The organism is Burkholderia cenocepacia (assembly GCF_014211915.1).
Classification (GTDB): Bacteria; Pseudomonadota; Gammaproteobacteria; order Burkholderiales; family Burkholderiaceae; genus Burkholderia; species Burkholderia orbicola.
The window spans coordinates 3,359,993-3,374,701 of sequence record NZ_CP060039.1; the positions used below are offsets into that span (position 1 = coordinate 3,359,993).

At 68.2% G+C, this 14,709-nt stretch carries 15 protein-coding genes; 8 read left to right on the plus strand and 7 right to left on the minus strand.

Annotated features, from left to right (window positions below):
• Window positions 1-38: 38 nt before the first annotated feature.
• A complete protein-coding gene (xseA, locus tag SY91_RS15900; RefSeq protein ID WP_011546041.1) occupies window positions 39-1,421 on the minus strand; it encodes an exodeoxyribonuclease VII large subunit in 1,383 nt (460 codons plus the stop codon).
• 449 nt (window positions 1,422-1,870) lie between these two features.
• On the opposite strand from xseA, the gene lpxK reads away from it, so the two are divergent.
• The 4 genes from lpxK (at window position 1,871) to adk (ending at window position 4,877) form a co-directional block, all read left to right on the plus strand.
• Entirely contained in the window at window positions 1,871-2,899 is a 1,029-nt protein-coding gene (lpxK, locus tag SY91_RS15905; protein WP_027812762.1) for a tetraacyldisaccharide 4'-kinase, read from the plus strand.
• Window positions 2,880-3,074 (plus strand): Trm112 family protein, encoded by a 195-nt coding sequence (locus tag SY91_RS15910; protein WP_006482216.1) that lies wholly within the window; start codon window positions 2,880-2,882, stop codon window positions 3,072-3,074. Before lpxK ends, SY91_RS15910 begins: the two co-directional genes overlap by 20 nt.
• 140 nt (window positions 3,075-3,214) lie before the next feature.
• Window positions 3,215-4,006: a 3-deoxy-manno-octulosonate cytidylyltransferase gene (gene kdsB / locus SY91_RS15915; RefSeq protein WP_023477932.1), complete on the plus strand. Its 792-nt coding sequence runs from the start codon at window positions 3,215-3,217 to the stop codon at window positions 4,004-4,006.
• Window positions 4,007-4,214: 208 nt separating this feature from the next.
• The gene (gene adk / locus SY91_RS15920) at window positions 4,215-4,877 is read left to right on the plus strand and encodes an adenylate kinase (RefSeq protein WP_006482212.1); all 663 of its coding nucleotides are present in this window, start codon (window positions 4,215-4,217) and stop codon (window positions 4,875-4,877) included.
• 145 nt (window positions 4,878-5,022) lie between these two features.
• Here the strand turns inward: adk and SY91_RS15925 are convergent, their stop codons facing one another.
• Window positions 5,023-5,865 (minus strand): SirB1 family protein, encoded by an 843-nt coding sequence (locus tag SY91_RS15925; RefSeq protein WP_011546044.1) that lies wholly within the window; start codon window positions 5,863-5,865, stop codon window positions 5,023-5,025.
• Between the two features lie 8 nt (window positions 5,866-5,873).
• On the minus strand, window positions 5,874-7,424 hold the full coding sequence (murJ, locus tag SY91_RS15930; protein ID WP_043888618.1) for a murein biosynthesis integral membrane protein MurJ: 1,551 nt from the start codon (window positions 7,422-7,424) through the stop codon (window positions 5,874-5,876).
• A gap of 305 nt (window positions 7,425-7,729) precedes the next feature.
• Between murJ and rpsT the strand changes: the two genes are divergently transcribed.
• Complete coding sequence (rpsT, locus tag SY91_RS15935) at window positions 7,730-8,002, plus strand: 30S ribosomal protein S20 (protein WP_006482211.1); 273 nt, start codon at window positions 7,730-7,732, stop codon at window positions 8,000-8,002.
• 152 nt (window positions 8,003-8,154) lie between these two features.
• Here the strand turns inward: rpsT and SY91_RS15940 are convergent, their stop codons facing one another.
• Window positions 8,155-8,475 (minus strand): DUF3579 domain-containing protein, encoded by a 321-nt coding sequence (locus tag SY91_RS15940; protein WP_011546046.1) that lies wholly within the window; start codon window positions 8,473-8,475, stop codon window positions 8,155-8,157.
• A 411-nt stretch (window positions 8,476-8,886) separates the two neighbouring features.
• Here SY91_RS15940 and argF point away from each other — a divergent pair, with 411 nt between their 5' ends.
• Window positions 8,887-9,816 carry an ornithine carbamoyltransferase gene (gene argF / locus SY91_RS15945; RefSeq protein ID WP_006482207.1) on the plus strand — a complete coding sequence of 310 codons (930 nt, stop codon included), beginning with the start codon at window positions 8,887-8,889 and terminating at the stop codon, window positions 9,814-9,816.
• 88 nt (window positions 9,817-9,904) lie between these two features.
• On the opposite strand, the gene murB is transcribed toward argF, so the two are convergent.
• The gene (murB, locus tag SY91_RS15950) at window positions 9,905-10,954 is read right to left on the minus strand and encodes a UDP-N-acetylmuramate dehydrogenase (RefSeq protein WP_043888617.1); all 1,050 of its coding nucleotides are present in this window, start codon (window positions 10,952-10,954) and stop codon (window positions 9,905-9,907) included.
• Window positions 10,955-11,090: 136 nt separating this feature from the next.
• On the opposite strand from murB, the gene SY91_RS15955 reads away from it, so the two are divergent.
• A complete protein-coding gene (locus SY91_RS15955) occupies window positions 11,091-11,576 on the plus strand; it encodes a YajQ family cyclic di-GMP-binding protein (protein WP_006478013.1) in 486 nt (161 codons plus the stop codon).
• A 68-nt stretch (window positions 11,577-11,644) separates the two neighbouring features.
• Here the strand turns inward: SY91_RS15955 and plsY are convergent, their stop codons facing one another.
• The gene (gene plsY, locus SY91_RS15960) at window positions 11,645-12,286 is read right to left on the minus strand and encodes a glycerol-3-phosphate 1-O-acyltransferase PlsY (protein ID WP_006478012.1); all 642 of its coding nucleotides are present in this window, start codon (window positions 12,284-12,286) and stop codon (window positions 11,645-11,647) included.
• A 116-nt stretch (window positions 12,287-12,402) separates the two neighbouring features.
• Window positions 12,403-12,894, minus strand: coding sequence for a Cys-tRNA(Pro) deacylase (gene ybaK, locus SY91_RS15965; RefSeq protein WP_006478011.1), 492 nt, complete (start codon window positions 12,892-12,894; stop codon window positions 12,403-12,405).
• A gap of 235 nt (window positions 12,895-13,129) precedes the next feature.
• Between ybaK and SY91_RS15970 the strand changes: the two genes are divergently transcribed.
• Window positions 13,130-14,692, plus strand: coding sequence for a class I adenylate-forming enzyme family protein (locus tag SY91_RS15970; RefSeq protein WP_124477359.1), 1,563 nt, complete (start codon window positions 13,130-13,132; stop codon window positions 14,690-14,692).
• Window positions 14,693-14,709: the final 17 nt, after the last annotated feature.

Below are 14,709 nucleotides of genomic sequence, written 5' to 3' on the forward strand. Positions count from 1 at the left end.
GCGACGATCCTCGCGTGTCGCGCGCGTCGCTTCTTGCGTCAGATCGTATCGGTCAGCCGCGGCTGCACGTCGGCGAGCGACACGTCGGCCGAGCCTTCGGCGAGATGCACGGTCAGGCGCCGCTGCGGCTTCAGCGCGTTCGGCGCGCGCACCGCGCGGCCCGTCTGCGCATCGATCAGCGCCGCATAGCCGCGCTCGAGCGTGCGCTGCGGGCTCAGCACCTCGAGCCGCGCGGCACAGGCTGACACACGCGCCGTGTCGCGTTCGTGACGGCGCTGCAACGCGCTGGCCAGACGCTGCGACAGCCCCGCGAGCGCGTGGCGCGCCTGCGACGCATCGGGCCGCGCGCGCTGCCAGCGCAACTGCGCGAGCGCGAAACGCGCACGGGCATCGCGCACCGGCCGCGACGCCGCCGACGCCAGCCGCGCTGCGAGCTGCTGGACGTGCGTGCGTTGCCGCTGCAGCCGCTCGGCCGGACTCACGAGCCGGCGCGCGAGCCAGTCGAGCTGCTGCGCGCGCTGTTCGAGCCGGCGCGCCATGCCGCGTGCGAGCGCGCGCTGGCGTTCGTCGACCTCGCGCAGCAGCAGCGCGCGCTGCGGGCTCGCGAGTTCGGCCGCGCCGGTCGGCGTCGGCGCGCGCAGGTCGGCCGCGAAATCGGCGATCGTGAAATCGGTTTCGTGCCCGACGCCGCTGACGACCGGCAGCTCGCTCGCCGCGATCGCGCGCGCCAGCGCTTCGTCGTTGAACGACCACAGATCTTCGATCGAGCCGCCGCCGCGACAGACCAGCAGCACGTCGACCTCGCGCCGCGCATTCGCGGTCGCCACGGCCGCGACGAGCTTTTCGGCGGAGCCGGCGCCCTGCACGGGGGCCGGATAGACGATCACCGGGATATGCGGCGCGCGCCGGGCGAGCGTGGTCAGCACGTCGCGCAGCGCGGCGGCCTGCAGCGACGTGACGATGCCGATCGCGCGCGGGTGCGCCGGCAACGGCCGCTTGCGCTCGGGAGCGAACAGGCCCTCGGCCTCGAGCTGCGCCTTCAGCCGCAGGAATGCCTCGTACAGGCGCCCCTGCCCGGTGCGCCGCACGGCTTCGACGTTGAGCTGCACTTCGCCGCGCGGCTCGTACATCGTGACGACCGCGCGCACCTCGATGCGGTCGCCTTCGCGCGGCGTGAATTCCGCGTACTGGGCGCGGCCGCGGAACATCACGCAGCGCATCTGCGCCTGCTGGTCCTTGATCGAGAAATACCAGTGGCCGCTCGCGGCGCGTGTGAAATTCGACACTTCGCCGGAAATCCACAGCAGCGGAAACGAGCGCTCGAGCATCGTCGAAATCGCACGATTGAGCGCCGAAACGGGAATCACTTCGTCGCCGCCGCGCGTGGCGCCGGGGGCGGAAAAAGGGGAATCGGAAAGCATGGGCGGTCGGATGAATGCTGGCGGCGTCACGATAGTCCGACACGCGCGCGGCGTCCAGCGCCGCCGTATTCGCCGCCGCGCACGGAAGGTGTCCACACTCTGGCATTCGTCCGCGTAAAACGCTCGGAAACCGCTAAAAAAACCAGACGATTCTCGGTAACACCTTGATTTTTCTAATTTTTTAAACCTTTCAGAATGATTCTCATCCGATTCGAGGCCCGCCGGACGGGCGTTTGAGGCAATCGACCGGGGAGTTCTTCACAGAGTTATCCACAGGGCGTCGCGATCCGGCCCCACGCGCTGCGGCGGCCGGTCGCGCTTGCCGCGCCGGCGTGCGGCGCGCTAGAGTGCCGCCTTCCACGGACCCTGCGGCATGCGCCGCCCAACGGAGAATCCGCCTTGACGAATCCGTCCCTCGCCGCGGCGCACGACGCGCCGCGCCCGGCCCGATGAGCGCGCCCGGCGGCCCGCTCGCGCGACTCGAAGCGCGCCTGACACGCGAATGGCAGCGGCGCGGCGCGCTCGCGTGGGCGCTCACGCCGTTCGCCTGCGTGTTCGGCCTGTGCGCGGCGCTGCGGCGCACTGCTTACGCGCAGGGCTGGAAGCAGCCGGTGGACGTCGGCGTGCCGGTGGTCGTGGTCGGCAACGTGACCGTCGGCGGCACCGGCAAGACACCGACCGTGATCGCGCTCGTCGACGCGCTGCGCGCGGCCGGCTTCACGCCCGGCGTCGTGTCGCGCGGCTACGGCGCGAACGTGAAGGCGCCGACCGCCGTCACGCCGGCGTCGCGCGCAGGTGCGGCCGGCGACGAACCGCTGCTGATCGCGCGCCGCACCGGCGCGCCCGTGTGGGTGTGCCCCGACCGCGTCGCGGCCGCGCAGGCGCTGCGCGCCGCGCATCCGGACGTCGACGTGATCGTCAGCGACGACGGCCTGCAGCACTACCGCCTCGCGCGCACCGTCGAGCTGGTCGTATTCGACCACCGGCTCGGCGGCAACGGCTTCCTGCTGCCGGCCGGCCCGCTGCGCGAGCCGCTGTCGCGGCACCGCGACGCGACGCTCGTCAACGATCCGTACAGCGGCGCGCTGCCGCCGTGGCCCGACACCTACGCGCTCGCGCTGACGCCGGGCGCCGCTTGGCACCTCGACCAGCCCGCGCTGCGCCGCCCGCTGTCGCAATTCGCGAACGAACGCGTGCTCGCCGCGGCCGGCATCGGCGCGCCGGAACGCTTCTTCGCGACGCTGCGCGCGGCCGGTCTCGCGCCGGCCACCCGCGCGCTGCCTGACCATTACGCGTTCGCCGACAATCCATTCGTCGACGATGCCGTCGATGCGATCCTGATCACCGAGAAGGATGCAGTAAAATTGGGCGCTTCCTGGCGCGACGCCCGACTGTGGGTGGTCCCCGTCGAAGCCGCGCTCGACCCTCGCCTCATTGCCCTCGTTGTGGAGAAACTCCGTGGACGCTCGCCTGCTTGAAATCATTGTGTGCCCTATCTGCAAAGGCCCGCTCCACTACGACCGTGCCGCGCAGGAGCTGATCTGCAACGCGGACAAGCTCGCGTACCCGATCCGCGACGGCATCCCCGTGATGCTGGTCGACGAAGCGCGCCAGACCGTCGAAGGCACGCCGGTCGATCCGGCCGGCCGCTGAACCGCCGCGCCGCTCGCCCGGCGCCCGGTGCCCGGTGCCCCGATTCGACACCGTGACGGCCCGGCCCCGGCCGGGTCGCCGCACTCCGCCGGGCGACCGGCTTCCGGCGTCGCCCGCCCCGTCCTTCCCAGCGCTCCCCGATGACTCACCCGCAACCCTTCATCGCCGTCATTCCCGCCCGGCTCGCGTCGACGCGGCTCCCGAACAAGCCGCTCGCCGATCTCGGCGGCAAGCCGATGGTCGTGCGTGTCGCCGAGCGCGCGCGCGAAGCGGGCGCGCAACAGGTGCTCGTCGCGTCCGACGCGCAGAGCGTGCTCGACGCGGCGCGCGATCACGGCTTCGAAGCGGTGCTCACGCGCGCCGACCATCCGTCCGGCACTGACCGGCTCGCGGAAGTCGCGGCGGCCTTCGGCTGGCGCGACGACACTGTCGTCGTCAACGTGCAGGGCGACGAGCCGCTGATCGACCCCGTGCTCGTGCGCGACGTAGCGTCGCACCTGGCCGCGCATCCGGCGTGCGCGATCGCGACCGCCGCTCACCCGATCCACGACGCGGCCGACGTGTTCAATCCGAACGTCGTGAAGGTCGCGCTCGACGCGCAGAGCGTCGCGCTGTACTTCTCGCGCGCGCCGATTCCGTGGAGCCGCGACGCGTACCAGCCGCACTGGCCCGACGTCGCGGCCATGCCTGGACCGGCTTTCCCGGTCTATCGGCACATCGGCCTCTATGCGTATCGCGCGCGTTTCCTGCGCACCTATCCGTCGCTCGCGCAGGCGCCGATCGAACAGGCCGAGCAGCTCGAACAGTTGCGCGCGCTGTGGCACGGCGAGCGCATCGCGGTGCTGATCACCGAATCCGCGCCCGAAGCCGGCATCGATACGCCGGCCGATCTCGCGCGCGTGCAGGCCCTTTTTCAGCCGGGTTCAAAATAACCCGTGGCATAATCAGGCGATTGTGCGAGCCGTCCGCGACCAGCGCGTCCTCGCTTGACCCCGCCCGTGGCCCTGCCGGCAGCCGCGCGTCGCCCTGGCCGACGCGCCGCATCAGACCGGTCCGCCACGCGCCGGGCGAGCCCCGCGCCCGCTGTCGCCGACGCCTTTGTGTCTCGCCACACGAATCTACATACTTGGAGATATCACCATGCGTTTGATCCTGTTGGGCGCGCCCGGCGCGGGAAAGGGCACCCAGGCAAACTTCATCAAGGAAAAATTCGGCATTCCGCAAATCTCGACGGGCGACATGCTGCGCGCGGCCGTCAAGGCCGGCACACCGCTCGGCGTCGAGGCGAAGGGTTACATGGATGCCGGCAAGCTCGTGCCGGACGCGCTGATCATCGGCCTGGTCAAGGAGCGCCTGAAGGAATCCGACTGCGCGAACGGCTATCTGTTCGACGGCTTCCCGCGCACGATCGCGCAGGCTGACGCAATGAAGGAAGCCGGCGTCGCGATCGACTACGTGCTCGAGATCGACGTCCCGTTCTCGGAAATCATCGAGCGCATGAGCGGCCGCCGCACGCATCCTGCATCGGGCCGCACGTACCACGTCAAGTTCAACCCGCCGAAGGTCGAAGGTCACGACGACGTGACGGGCGAACCGCTGATCCAGCGCGACGACGACAAGGAAGAAACTGTCAAAAAGCGTCTCGAAGTGTACGAAGCTCAGACCAAGCCGCTGATCACGTACTACGGCGACTGGGCGCAGCGCGGCGAGGAAAACGGTCTGAAGGCGCCGCAGTATCGCAAGATCTCGGGCCTGGGCACCGTCGACGAAATCCGCGAGCGCGCGTTCGACGCACTGAAGTAAGCAGCGCGTCGCGCACCGCAAGCCGCCCGGTCCGGGCGGCTTTTTTTCGCTTGTCGCGATTTGCACGCCCCTGTGGCACGCGCGCAAGAAAAACGCCCGCGATGCGGGCGTTTTTTCCATGTACAAGAAGCAGCGCGCTGGCGGCTCAATCCTCGCCGTCGCGCTGCATCCGTTGCCGCAATTCGCTGACCTGCGACTCGACGACGGTCGCGTCTTCCGCCTCGGGCCGCTCGCCGAGATACTGCTCGAGATCCTCGAGCGCGGGGCGCAGGTAGTCGAGCCGCGCATACGCGAAGCCGCGGTCGCGCACCTCGTCGAGCTGCTCGGGCAGCAGGATCACGAGCCGCTGCTGCACCGCGAGCAGCCGCTGCCAGCGCTCCGTCTGCAGATAGATCGTCTTCAGGTTGCGCAGCATCCGCGCGATGATCTCGCGGCTCGTCGCGGGCTGCAGCAGCGCGCGCAACGCGCTGTCGACCGCTCCCGCCGCCCGCGCGACGTACGGCTCGAGCATCTCGACCATCTCGGCTTCGGACAGCGAATGGCCGTTGGTCGGATCGATGATCAGGTCGCCATCCGGCAGCGTCACGCGCAGCAGGAAATGGCCGGGGAACGATACGCCGCGCGCCGGCACGCCGATCTGCTCGGCGAGCTCCAGGTACAGCACCGACAGCGAGATCGGAATCCCGCGCCGCCGCTTCAGCACGGCATTCAGGTGGCTGTTATCGGGGTCGTAGTAATCGTTGTGATTGCACGCGAAGCCGAGCTCGCGAAAGAAGAAGTCGTTCAGCGCGGCGACGCGGCCCTTCAGGTCCGTATCGTCGGCGAGCCGCCGGCGCAGCCGCGCCGCCAGCATGTCGAGTTCGGCCAGCGTGCCCTGCAGGTCGAGGTCGGGATACGCGTCCTGCGCCAGCGACAGCGCGGCTTCCGTGACGGGCAGACTGTCGTCGTCCGCCACGAGCGTGCTGAAGTAGTCGAGGACGCGGGTCATTGCGGTCGTCACTTGGCGCGCCTTCTGAAGTAAGCGTATTTGAAGCCCATCACCCACAACATACCGAAATATAGTGCAGCAAACAGCACGAGGCACGCAGCCATCAGCGCAATGCGATCGAGCGGCTGCGCGCGCATGCCGGTCCAGTCGAAACTGATCGCGCACCAGTGCATCAGGCCCGCGAGCACGAGCGCCGCGCCGACGAGCTGCACGAAGAAGCGCAGCCAGCCCGGCGACGGCTGGTAGATGCCGCGCTTGCGCAGCCCGAGGAACAGCAGCAGCGAATTCAGGCACGCGCCGACGCCGATGCTCAGCGTGAGGCCCGCGTGGCCGATCAGCGGCACGAACACGTAGTTCGACAGCTGCGTGACGATCAGCACGCCGATCGCGATCTTCACGGGCGTCTTGATGTCCTGCTTCGCATAGAAGCCCGGCGCGAGGATCTTGATCAGGATGATGCCGACGAGGCCGATCCCGTAGGTCGCGAGCGCGCGCGCGACCATCGTGACGGTATGCGCGTCGAACTTGCCGTAGTTGAACAGCGTCGCGGTGAGCGGTGTCGCGAAGAAGAACAGCGCGAGCGCGCTCGGCGCCGCGAGCAGGAACGTGACGCGCAGGCCCCAGTCGAGCAGCGCCGAATATTCGTGCGAATCGGCGTCGACGTGCGCCTTCGACAGGCTCGGCAGCAGGATCGTGCCGAGCGCGACGCCGAGCAGCGCCGTCGGGAACTCCATCAGGCGGTCGGCGTAGTTGATCCACGACACGGCACCCTGCCCGAGCCGCGACGCGATGTTGGTGTTGATGATCAGCGACAGTTGCGCGACGGACACCGCGAACGTCGCGGGCACCATTTTCGCGAGCACGCGCTTCACGCCCGGATGACGCAGCGCGCGCAGCGGGTTCAGGCCGATCAGCGGCACCATGTCGATCTTCTTCAGGCCGGGCAGCTGCACGAGAAACTGCAGCACGCCGCCGACGATGACCGCCCACGCGAGCGCGTAGACCGGCACCTTCAGGAGCGGCGCGACGAACACGGCCGCGGCGATGAACGCGACGTTGAGCAGCACCGGCGCGAACGCGGGCAGCGAGAAGCTCTTGTACGTGTTCAGCACGCCCGACGCGAGCGTGGTCAGCGAAATGAACACGATGTACGGGAACATGATCCGCGTCATCGTGACCGCGAGCGGGAACGCCTGGCCGTCGCTGTGCAGGCCGGACGCGACCGCGAACACGACCCACGACGCGCCCGCGATCCCGACGACCGACAGCACGGCCAGCGCCCACGCGAGCACGGTGGACATCGCGTCGACGAGCGCCTTCGTCGCATCGTGCCCCTGCTGGTTCTTGAACTCGGCGAGGATCGGCACGAACGCCTGCGAGAACGCGCCTTCGGCGGACAGGCGGCGCAGCAGGTTCGGGATACGGAAGGCGACGTAGAACGCGTCGGTGTATTGACTGGCGCCGAACGCACGGGCGATCAGCGTCTCGCGGGCCAGTCCGGTCACGCGCGACAGCAGCGTGAAGCCGCTGACCGTCAGCAGGGCTCGGAATAGATTCATGGGGCGCTTATTATACGGACGTTGCGCGACCCGGCCACCGGCCGATGCCGAAAAGCGCACCGGCCGCCCGCGGCCCCATCCGGCCGACATCACGTTGAACTTGCCACTCGCTTGATTTTGTTGCTATAATCGCCGGTTTCTGGGCTCGTACATGCACGGCAACTGCCGTTTTCATGTCCCGGCCTCGGTTAAAATCACCGTTTTTTTATGCGCCCCTGGGCAATCGTTCTCAGGGGACGGATCGAAAAGCAGCGCTTGGCCGTCAGGCTCCAAGCTCTGGAAACAGGACAGGATAAGGAACCGTCATGGCTAACTCCGCACAAGCACGCAAGCGCGCCCGCCAGGCCGCGAAGGCAAACTCGCACAACTCGGCGCTGCGCTCGAAATTCCGTACCGCGATCAAGTCGGTTCGCAAGGCTGTTGAAGCCGGCGACCAGGCAAAGGCTGCCGAGCTGTTCAAGGCTGCCGTGAAGACGATCGACACGATCGCCGACAAGAAGATCGTTCACAAGAACAAGGCCGCTCGCAGCAAGAGCCGCCTGGCCGCAGCCGTCAAGGGCCTGCAGGCAGCAGCGTAACTCCGGTGCGCCCGCTCAGGCGGGCGTTCCTGTTTCCTGCGATCACGAAAAAGCCCGCCTAGGCGGGCTTTTTTGTCGCCTGCCGCCCGCGCATCGTGCGCAGCGGCAGTTGCCCGGCGGGCGCAACTCGCGCCCTCGCCCGTCGGCATCAGTCACTTCTTCGTGTTGTAGTCCGGCAATTCGCACGCCTCGGTCACGACGAGGTTGTTGTCCTTCGCGAAATTCAGCACGAAATCGAAAGCCATCGGCTCGATGTCGCGCAACCGCGAATCGAGGATCACGCATTTCAGGTCGCCGAGCATCGTCGGGCGCACGTACAGAGAATACTTGAGACGCGCATTCGGCCCGCTCGCCCCCGGCCCGAAGCAGGCCATCACACCGGCCAGACGTTCCGACCAGTCGCTCGGGCGAAACTTTTTCCCGTCTTTCGTGATGCCCTGGATGAAAAATTCGGTCGGAGGGGTTTCAGCCATGTGGTTACCCAAGTGACGGCCCGGCGATGTCCAGGCAACGGCGCCTGGATACGCGAACACAAAGCTGGAGAGGCGGCGGCACGAGCCGATCGATATCCCGAAAACGGGGCGTCGATGCGCGCCGCCGGTGGACTGCACCGGATGTGTGCAGCGCACGGCTTGTGTCCGGCAGAGCGCGAAAAGCCTTGCCTGCCGGGCTGGAGAAAACTTTCGAATTATACCGCAGCGCGCCATCGCGCGTCGTCCCGACGGCCCTCTTCCCGCACCGCGGATCGGGCGCGGCGATCCTGCCCCGCGTCGTTCCACGGCTCGTCAAAGCACAGAAAATCCTTTATGCTGCTTTGAGTTATCCACACCCGACGGCGGCGCCGTCCGGCCTCGCGGCCGGGTGAGACCGCCGTATTTCGTTTCATGACCGCCAAAACCATTCGTCACTACCTGCAGTTCAAGGATTTCTCGCTGGAAGACTACGAGTACGTGCTCGAACGCACGGGTATCCTGAAGCGCAAGTTCAAGAACTACGAAACCTATCACCCGCTGCACGACCGCACGCTCGCGATGATCTTCGAGAAGAGCTCGACGCGCACGCGCCTGTCGTTCGAGGCCGGGATCTTCCAGCTCGGCGGCCACGCCGTGTTCATGAGCACGCGCGACACGCAGCTCGGCCGCGGCGAGCCCGTCGAGGATTCCGCGCAGGTCATCTCGCGAATGGTCGACATCATCATGATCCGCACGTTCGAGCAGGACGTGATCACGCGCTTCGCGCAGAATTCCCGCGTGCCGGTGATCAACGGGCTGACGAACGAATACCACCCGTGCCAGGTGCTCGCCGACATCTTCACGTACTACGAGCACCGCGGCCCGATCGCCGGCAAGACCGTCGCGTGGGTCGGCGACGCGAACAACATGCTCTACACGTGGATCGAGGCCGCGCAGATCCTCGGCTTCAAGCTGCGCCTGTCGACGCCGCCCGGCTATGCGCTCGACATGAAGCTCGTGTCGCCCGACAGCGCGCCGTTCTACGAGGTGTTCGACGATCCGAACGAAGCGTGCAAGGGCGCCGATCTCGTGACGACCGACGTGTGGACGAGCATGGGTTTCGAGGCCGAGAACGAGGCGCGCAAGCAGGCATTCGCCGACTGGTGCGTCGACGAGGAAATGATGGGCCATGCGAATCCGGATGCCCTCTTCATGCACTGCCTGCCCGCGCACCGCGGCGAGGAAGTGACGGCCGGCGTGATCGACGGCCCGCAGAGCGTCGTGTGGGACGAAGCGGAAAACCGCCTGCACGTGCAGAAGGCGCTGATGGAGTTCCTGCTGCTCGGCCGCCTCAAGCACTGACGCGCCGCTCAACGCACACGCGTAAAAAAAGCGCCGGTCGACGATCGGCGCTTTTCGTTTGGGCGCGCCAAAACCGGCGCGCGCTGCGTTACAGGCAGACCGGTTCCGCCTCCAGCTCGACGCCGAACTGCGCGCGCACGTCGGCCTGGATCGCCCGCGCCAACGCCAGCACGTCGGCGCCCGTCGCGCCGCCGCGATTGACGAGCACGAGCGCCTGGCGGTCGTGCACGGCCGCCGCACCGAGCGCGCGCCCCTTCCAGCCGCAGCGGTCGATCAGCCAGCCGGCCGCGAGCTTCACCTGCCCGTCCGGCTGCGGATACGACACGACATCCGGCGCGCGGGCGCGCAGCGCATCGAATTGCGCGGCGCCGATCACCGGATTCTTGAAGAAACTGCCCGCATTGCCGAGCACCAGCGGATCGGGCAGCTTCGCGCGGCGGATCGCGACGACCGCATCGAATACATCGCGCGGCGTTGCCGCCTCGGGCGTGATGCCGCGCGCGTCGAGCTCGCGCGTGACGTCCGCATAGCCGAGCCGCGGCGTCCATTGCTTCGGCAGCCGGAACGTCACCGCGACGATCGCGAAGCGGCCGCGCCCTTCCCGCTTGAAGAAACTGTCGCGGTAACCGAACGCGCAGCGCGCGGCGTCGAAGCGCTCGCGGCGCCCCGTCGCCAGCTCCACCGCGACCAGCGAATCGAAATACGCTTTCATCTCGAGGCCGTACGCGCCGATGTTCTGGATCGGCGCGGCGCCGACGGTGCCCGGGATCAGCGCGAGATTCTCTAGGCCCGGCATCCCGTGTTCGAGCGTCCACGCGACGAACGCGTGCCAGTTCTCGCCGCCGCCGGCCTCGACGTACCACGCGTCGTCGTCCTCGCGCAGGATGCGGCGGCCCGCGATCTCGTCGAGCAGCACGAGGCCGTCGAAATCGCGCGTGAACACGATGTTGCTGCCGCCGCCGAGCACGAGTTGCGGCAGGTTCGCGACCCGCGGGTCGCGATGCAGCGCCTCGAACTGCGCCGCCTGCGTGATGCGCGCGGCGAAGCGCGCACGCGCGGCGATGCCGAACGTGTTGTGCGCGGCGAGCGGATGGTCGGGAAGCAGCGACAGGGCGGAATCGTCAGGGGGCATCGGCATTCGCGGTCACGTCGGCCCGGGCGGCGCATGGCCGGCCTTGGGCAAACGGAGGGGCATCGGTAAAATGGCAAACAGTCCGCAATTATAGCGAGTGCCCGTGCGTGAGCCGGGTGCCCGCATCTCAAGGGAGAATGCCATGCCATCGTTCGACGTCGTTTCCGAAGCGAACATGATCGAAGTGAAGAACGCCATCGAGCAGTCGAACAAGGAAATTTCGACGCGCTTCGACTTCAAGGGCTCCGACGCACGCGTCGAGCAGAAGGAACGCGAGCTGACGCTGTTCGCCGACGACGATTTCAAGCTCGGCCAGGTCAAGGACGTGCTGATCGGCAAGCTGGCCAAGCGCAACGTCGACGTGCGCTTTCTCGACTACGGCAAGGTCGAGAAGATCGGCGGCGACAAGGTCAAGCAGGTCGTCACCGTGAAGAAGGGCGTGACGGGCGACCTCGCGAAGAAGATCGTGCGCCTCGTGAAGGACAGCAAGATCAAGGTGCAGGCGAGCATCCAGGGCGACGCGGTGCGCATCTCGGGCACGAAGCGCGACGACCTGCAGAGCACGATCGCGATGCTGCGCAAGGACGTGACCGACACGCCGCTCGACTTCAACAACTTCCGCGACTGACCGGCCGCCGGCCCGTCGCGTCATCCGGCCGGGCCCCGCACACGCGGCGCGCCCGGCGCCGCGCTTTCTCAGGCTTTCCCGCCGTCCTGCGCGCCGCCGTCCGCGGCCGCCTTCTTCTTGTCGCCGATCCGGCTCTCCTGCCCCGCGAGCAGCTTCGAAATGTTGCCGCGGTGACGCCACACGAGCAGCACGCTCATCGCCAGCACGGCCCAGGCGATCGGGTTGTGGCCCGGCATGCCGAACAGGAACACGTCGAACACCGGCGCAAACGCGGCCGCCACCAGCGCCGCGAGCGACGAATAGCGGAAGAAGAACGCGACGATCAGCCAGGTCAGCGCGGTCGCGAGCCCGAGCACCGGGTGCACGGCGAGCAGCACACCGGCCGCGGTCGCGACGCCCTTGCCGCCCTGGAAGCGGAAGAACACCGGGTACAGATGGCCGAGGAACACGGCGATCGCGACCCACGCGATCGCGACGTCGGGCAGGCCGAAGTGCCGGGCGAGCCAGACGGCGATCCAGCCCTTGAACGCGTCGCCGACGAGCGTCAGGATCGCGGCCTTCTTGTTGCCGCTGCGCAGCACGTTGGTCGCCCCGGGGTTCTTCGACCCGTATGAACGCGGGTCGGCCAGCCCCATCACGGAACTGACGACGACGGCGAACGACACCGAACCGATCAGGTAGGCAACGAGGGCGGCGAGCAGGATCTGCATGCGGAGGACTCTTCTTTCAACGTATCGGGAAAGGGACGGCCGTGCGCGGCAAGCCGGCAGGCCGAAACGGCGCCCATTCTACCGAACGGGCGCGGGGTGCCACGAAGGTGAAACCCTCAGTCGACGCTCGCGCACTGCACCGGCTGCGCGCCGAGCAGCGACGTGAGCACCGCCGGCGCGAGGCTGACGAGGTAGCCGCGCCGGCCGCCGTTCAGGTAGATCGTCGGCAATGCGAGGATCGTCGACTCGACGTAGACGGGCATCGTCTTGCGCGTGCCGAACGGCGACGTGCCGCCGACGAGATAGCCCGAATGGCGGTTCGCGACCTCGGGCTTGCACGGCTCGACACGCTTCGCGCCGATCTGCCGCGCGAGATTCTTCGTCGATACGGTGCGGTCGCCGTGCATCAGCACGATCAGCGGCTTCGCGTGCTCGTCTTCCATCACGAGCGTCTTCACGACGCTGTGCTCGTCGACGCCGAGCTGGCGCGCCGATTCGCCGGTGCCGCCGTGCTCGACGTATTCGTACGGATGCTCGCCGAATGCGACGCCATGACGGCGCAGCAGCTGGGTCGCAGGGGTTTCGGACACGTGTCTGGATTTGCTCATGGCGGCATTTTAATGGCGAACGATCGCCGGGCGCGCAGTAGCGAGCCCGCGCCGACGGTATACTCGCGGCCCGTTTTCCGCCGGCCCACCGCGTCGCCGTCACGATTGCGTCCATCATCATTGCAGACATCGTGAAGCGCTATTGCCCGATTGGCTGATTGTGGCGCGCGTCTCGTCATGGCACGATCGTTCGCAAATATCGTCGGCTGCCGCCGGCCCTTCATCTGGAGACGCCATGTCCTCGCCCATCCGTTCATCCGAATCGCTCGATGTCGATGCGCTGCTCGCCGCGCTGCCGCGCCGCATCGCCGACGTGCCCGCGCACCGGGCCGCGCAGTCGCCCGCGCAGCCGGCACTGATCGAGGATGCGCGCCGGCTGTCGTACGGCGACCTGGCGCAGGCCGTCGACACGGCGGCCGCGCGGCTGGCGAGTCTCGGCGTAGAAGGCGGCGACCGCGTGATGATCGTCGCCGAAAACTGCGTCGCGCAGATCGTGCTGCTGTTCGCCGCCGCCCGCCTCGACGCATGGGCGCTCGTGTCGAACGCGCGGCTGTCGGCCGCCGAGCTCGACGCGATCGCCGCGCATGCGCGCCCGAAGCTGATCGCGTTCACGACCGACGTATCGCCCGACGCGCGCGCCCATGCCGAGCGGCTCGGCGCCACGCCGGCCGCGGCGCTGCCGGTCGACATCGGCGCGTGGTCGTATCACGTCGACGCAAGCGCGCCCGCCGAGCCGGTGGCCACCGACGGCGCCGCACAATGCGCGGCATTGATCTACACCACCGGTACGACCGGCACACCGAAAGGCGTGATGCTGTCGCACCGCAACCTGCTGTTCATCGCGGCGACGTCGAGCATGCTACGCCGCGTGTCGCCAGACGACGTCGTCTACACGGTGCTGCCCGTGTCGCACGTGTACGGGCTCGCGTCGGTATGCCTCGGCAGCCTGTATGCGGGCGCGACGCTGCGGCTCGCGCCGCGCTTCTCGCCGGAAGCCGTCCGGGTCGCGCTCGCCGACGAAGGCGTGACGATCTTCCAGGGCGTGCCCGCGATGCACGCGAAGCTGCTCGAACACCTGCACACGCACGGCCACGCGTGGCGCGCGCCGCGGCTGCGCTTCGCGTATTCGGGCGGCTCGCCGCTCGATGCGAACCTGAAGGCCCGCGTCGAGCACGTGTACGGCGTGCCGCTGCACAACGGCTACGGGATGACCGAAAGCAGCCCGACGGTCACGCAAACGCCGCTCGACGCGCCGCGCACGGACAGTTCGGTCGGCGTGCCGATTCCGGGCGTCGACGTACGGATCGTCGCGCCGGACGGCAGCGACGTGCCGCCGGGCGAAGTCGGCGAGATCCGCGTGCGCGGGCCGAACGTGATGCTCGGCTACTACCGCAACGCGGACGCGACGCGCGCGGCCGTGTCGGCCGATGGCTGGCTGAGCACCGGCGATCTCGCGCGGCAGGAAGCGGACGGCGCGGTGACGATCGCGGGCCGCAGCAAGGAGCTGATCATCCGCTCGGGCTTCAACGTGTATCCGGTCGAGGTCGAGCAGGTGCTGAACGCGCATCCGGACGTCGTGCAGGCGGCCGTGATCGGCCGCGCGATCGACGGCAACGAGGAAGTGCTCGCGTTCGTCGAACTGGTGCCGGGCGCGGCGGCGGACGAGGCAGCCTTGCACGCATGGTGCGCGGATCGGCTCACCGCTTACAAACGCCCTGCGCACATCCGCGTGCTCGATGCGCTGCCGGCCGCGTCGACCGGCAAGGTGCTCAAGCACCGGCTGCGCGAGCTGGTCTGACGCGGCCGACGCGACGG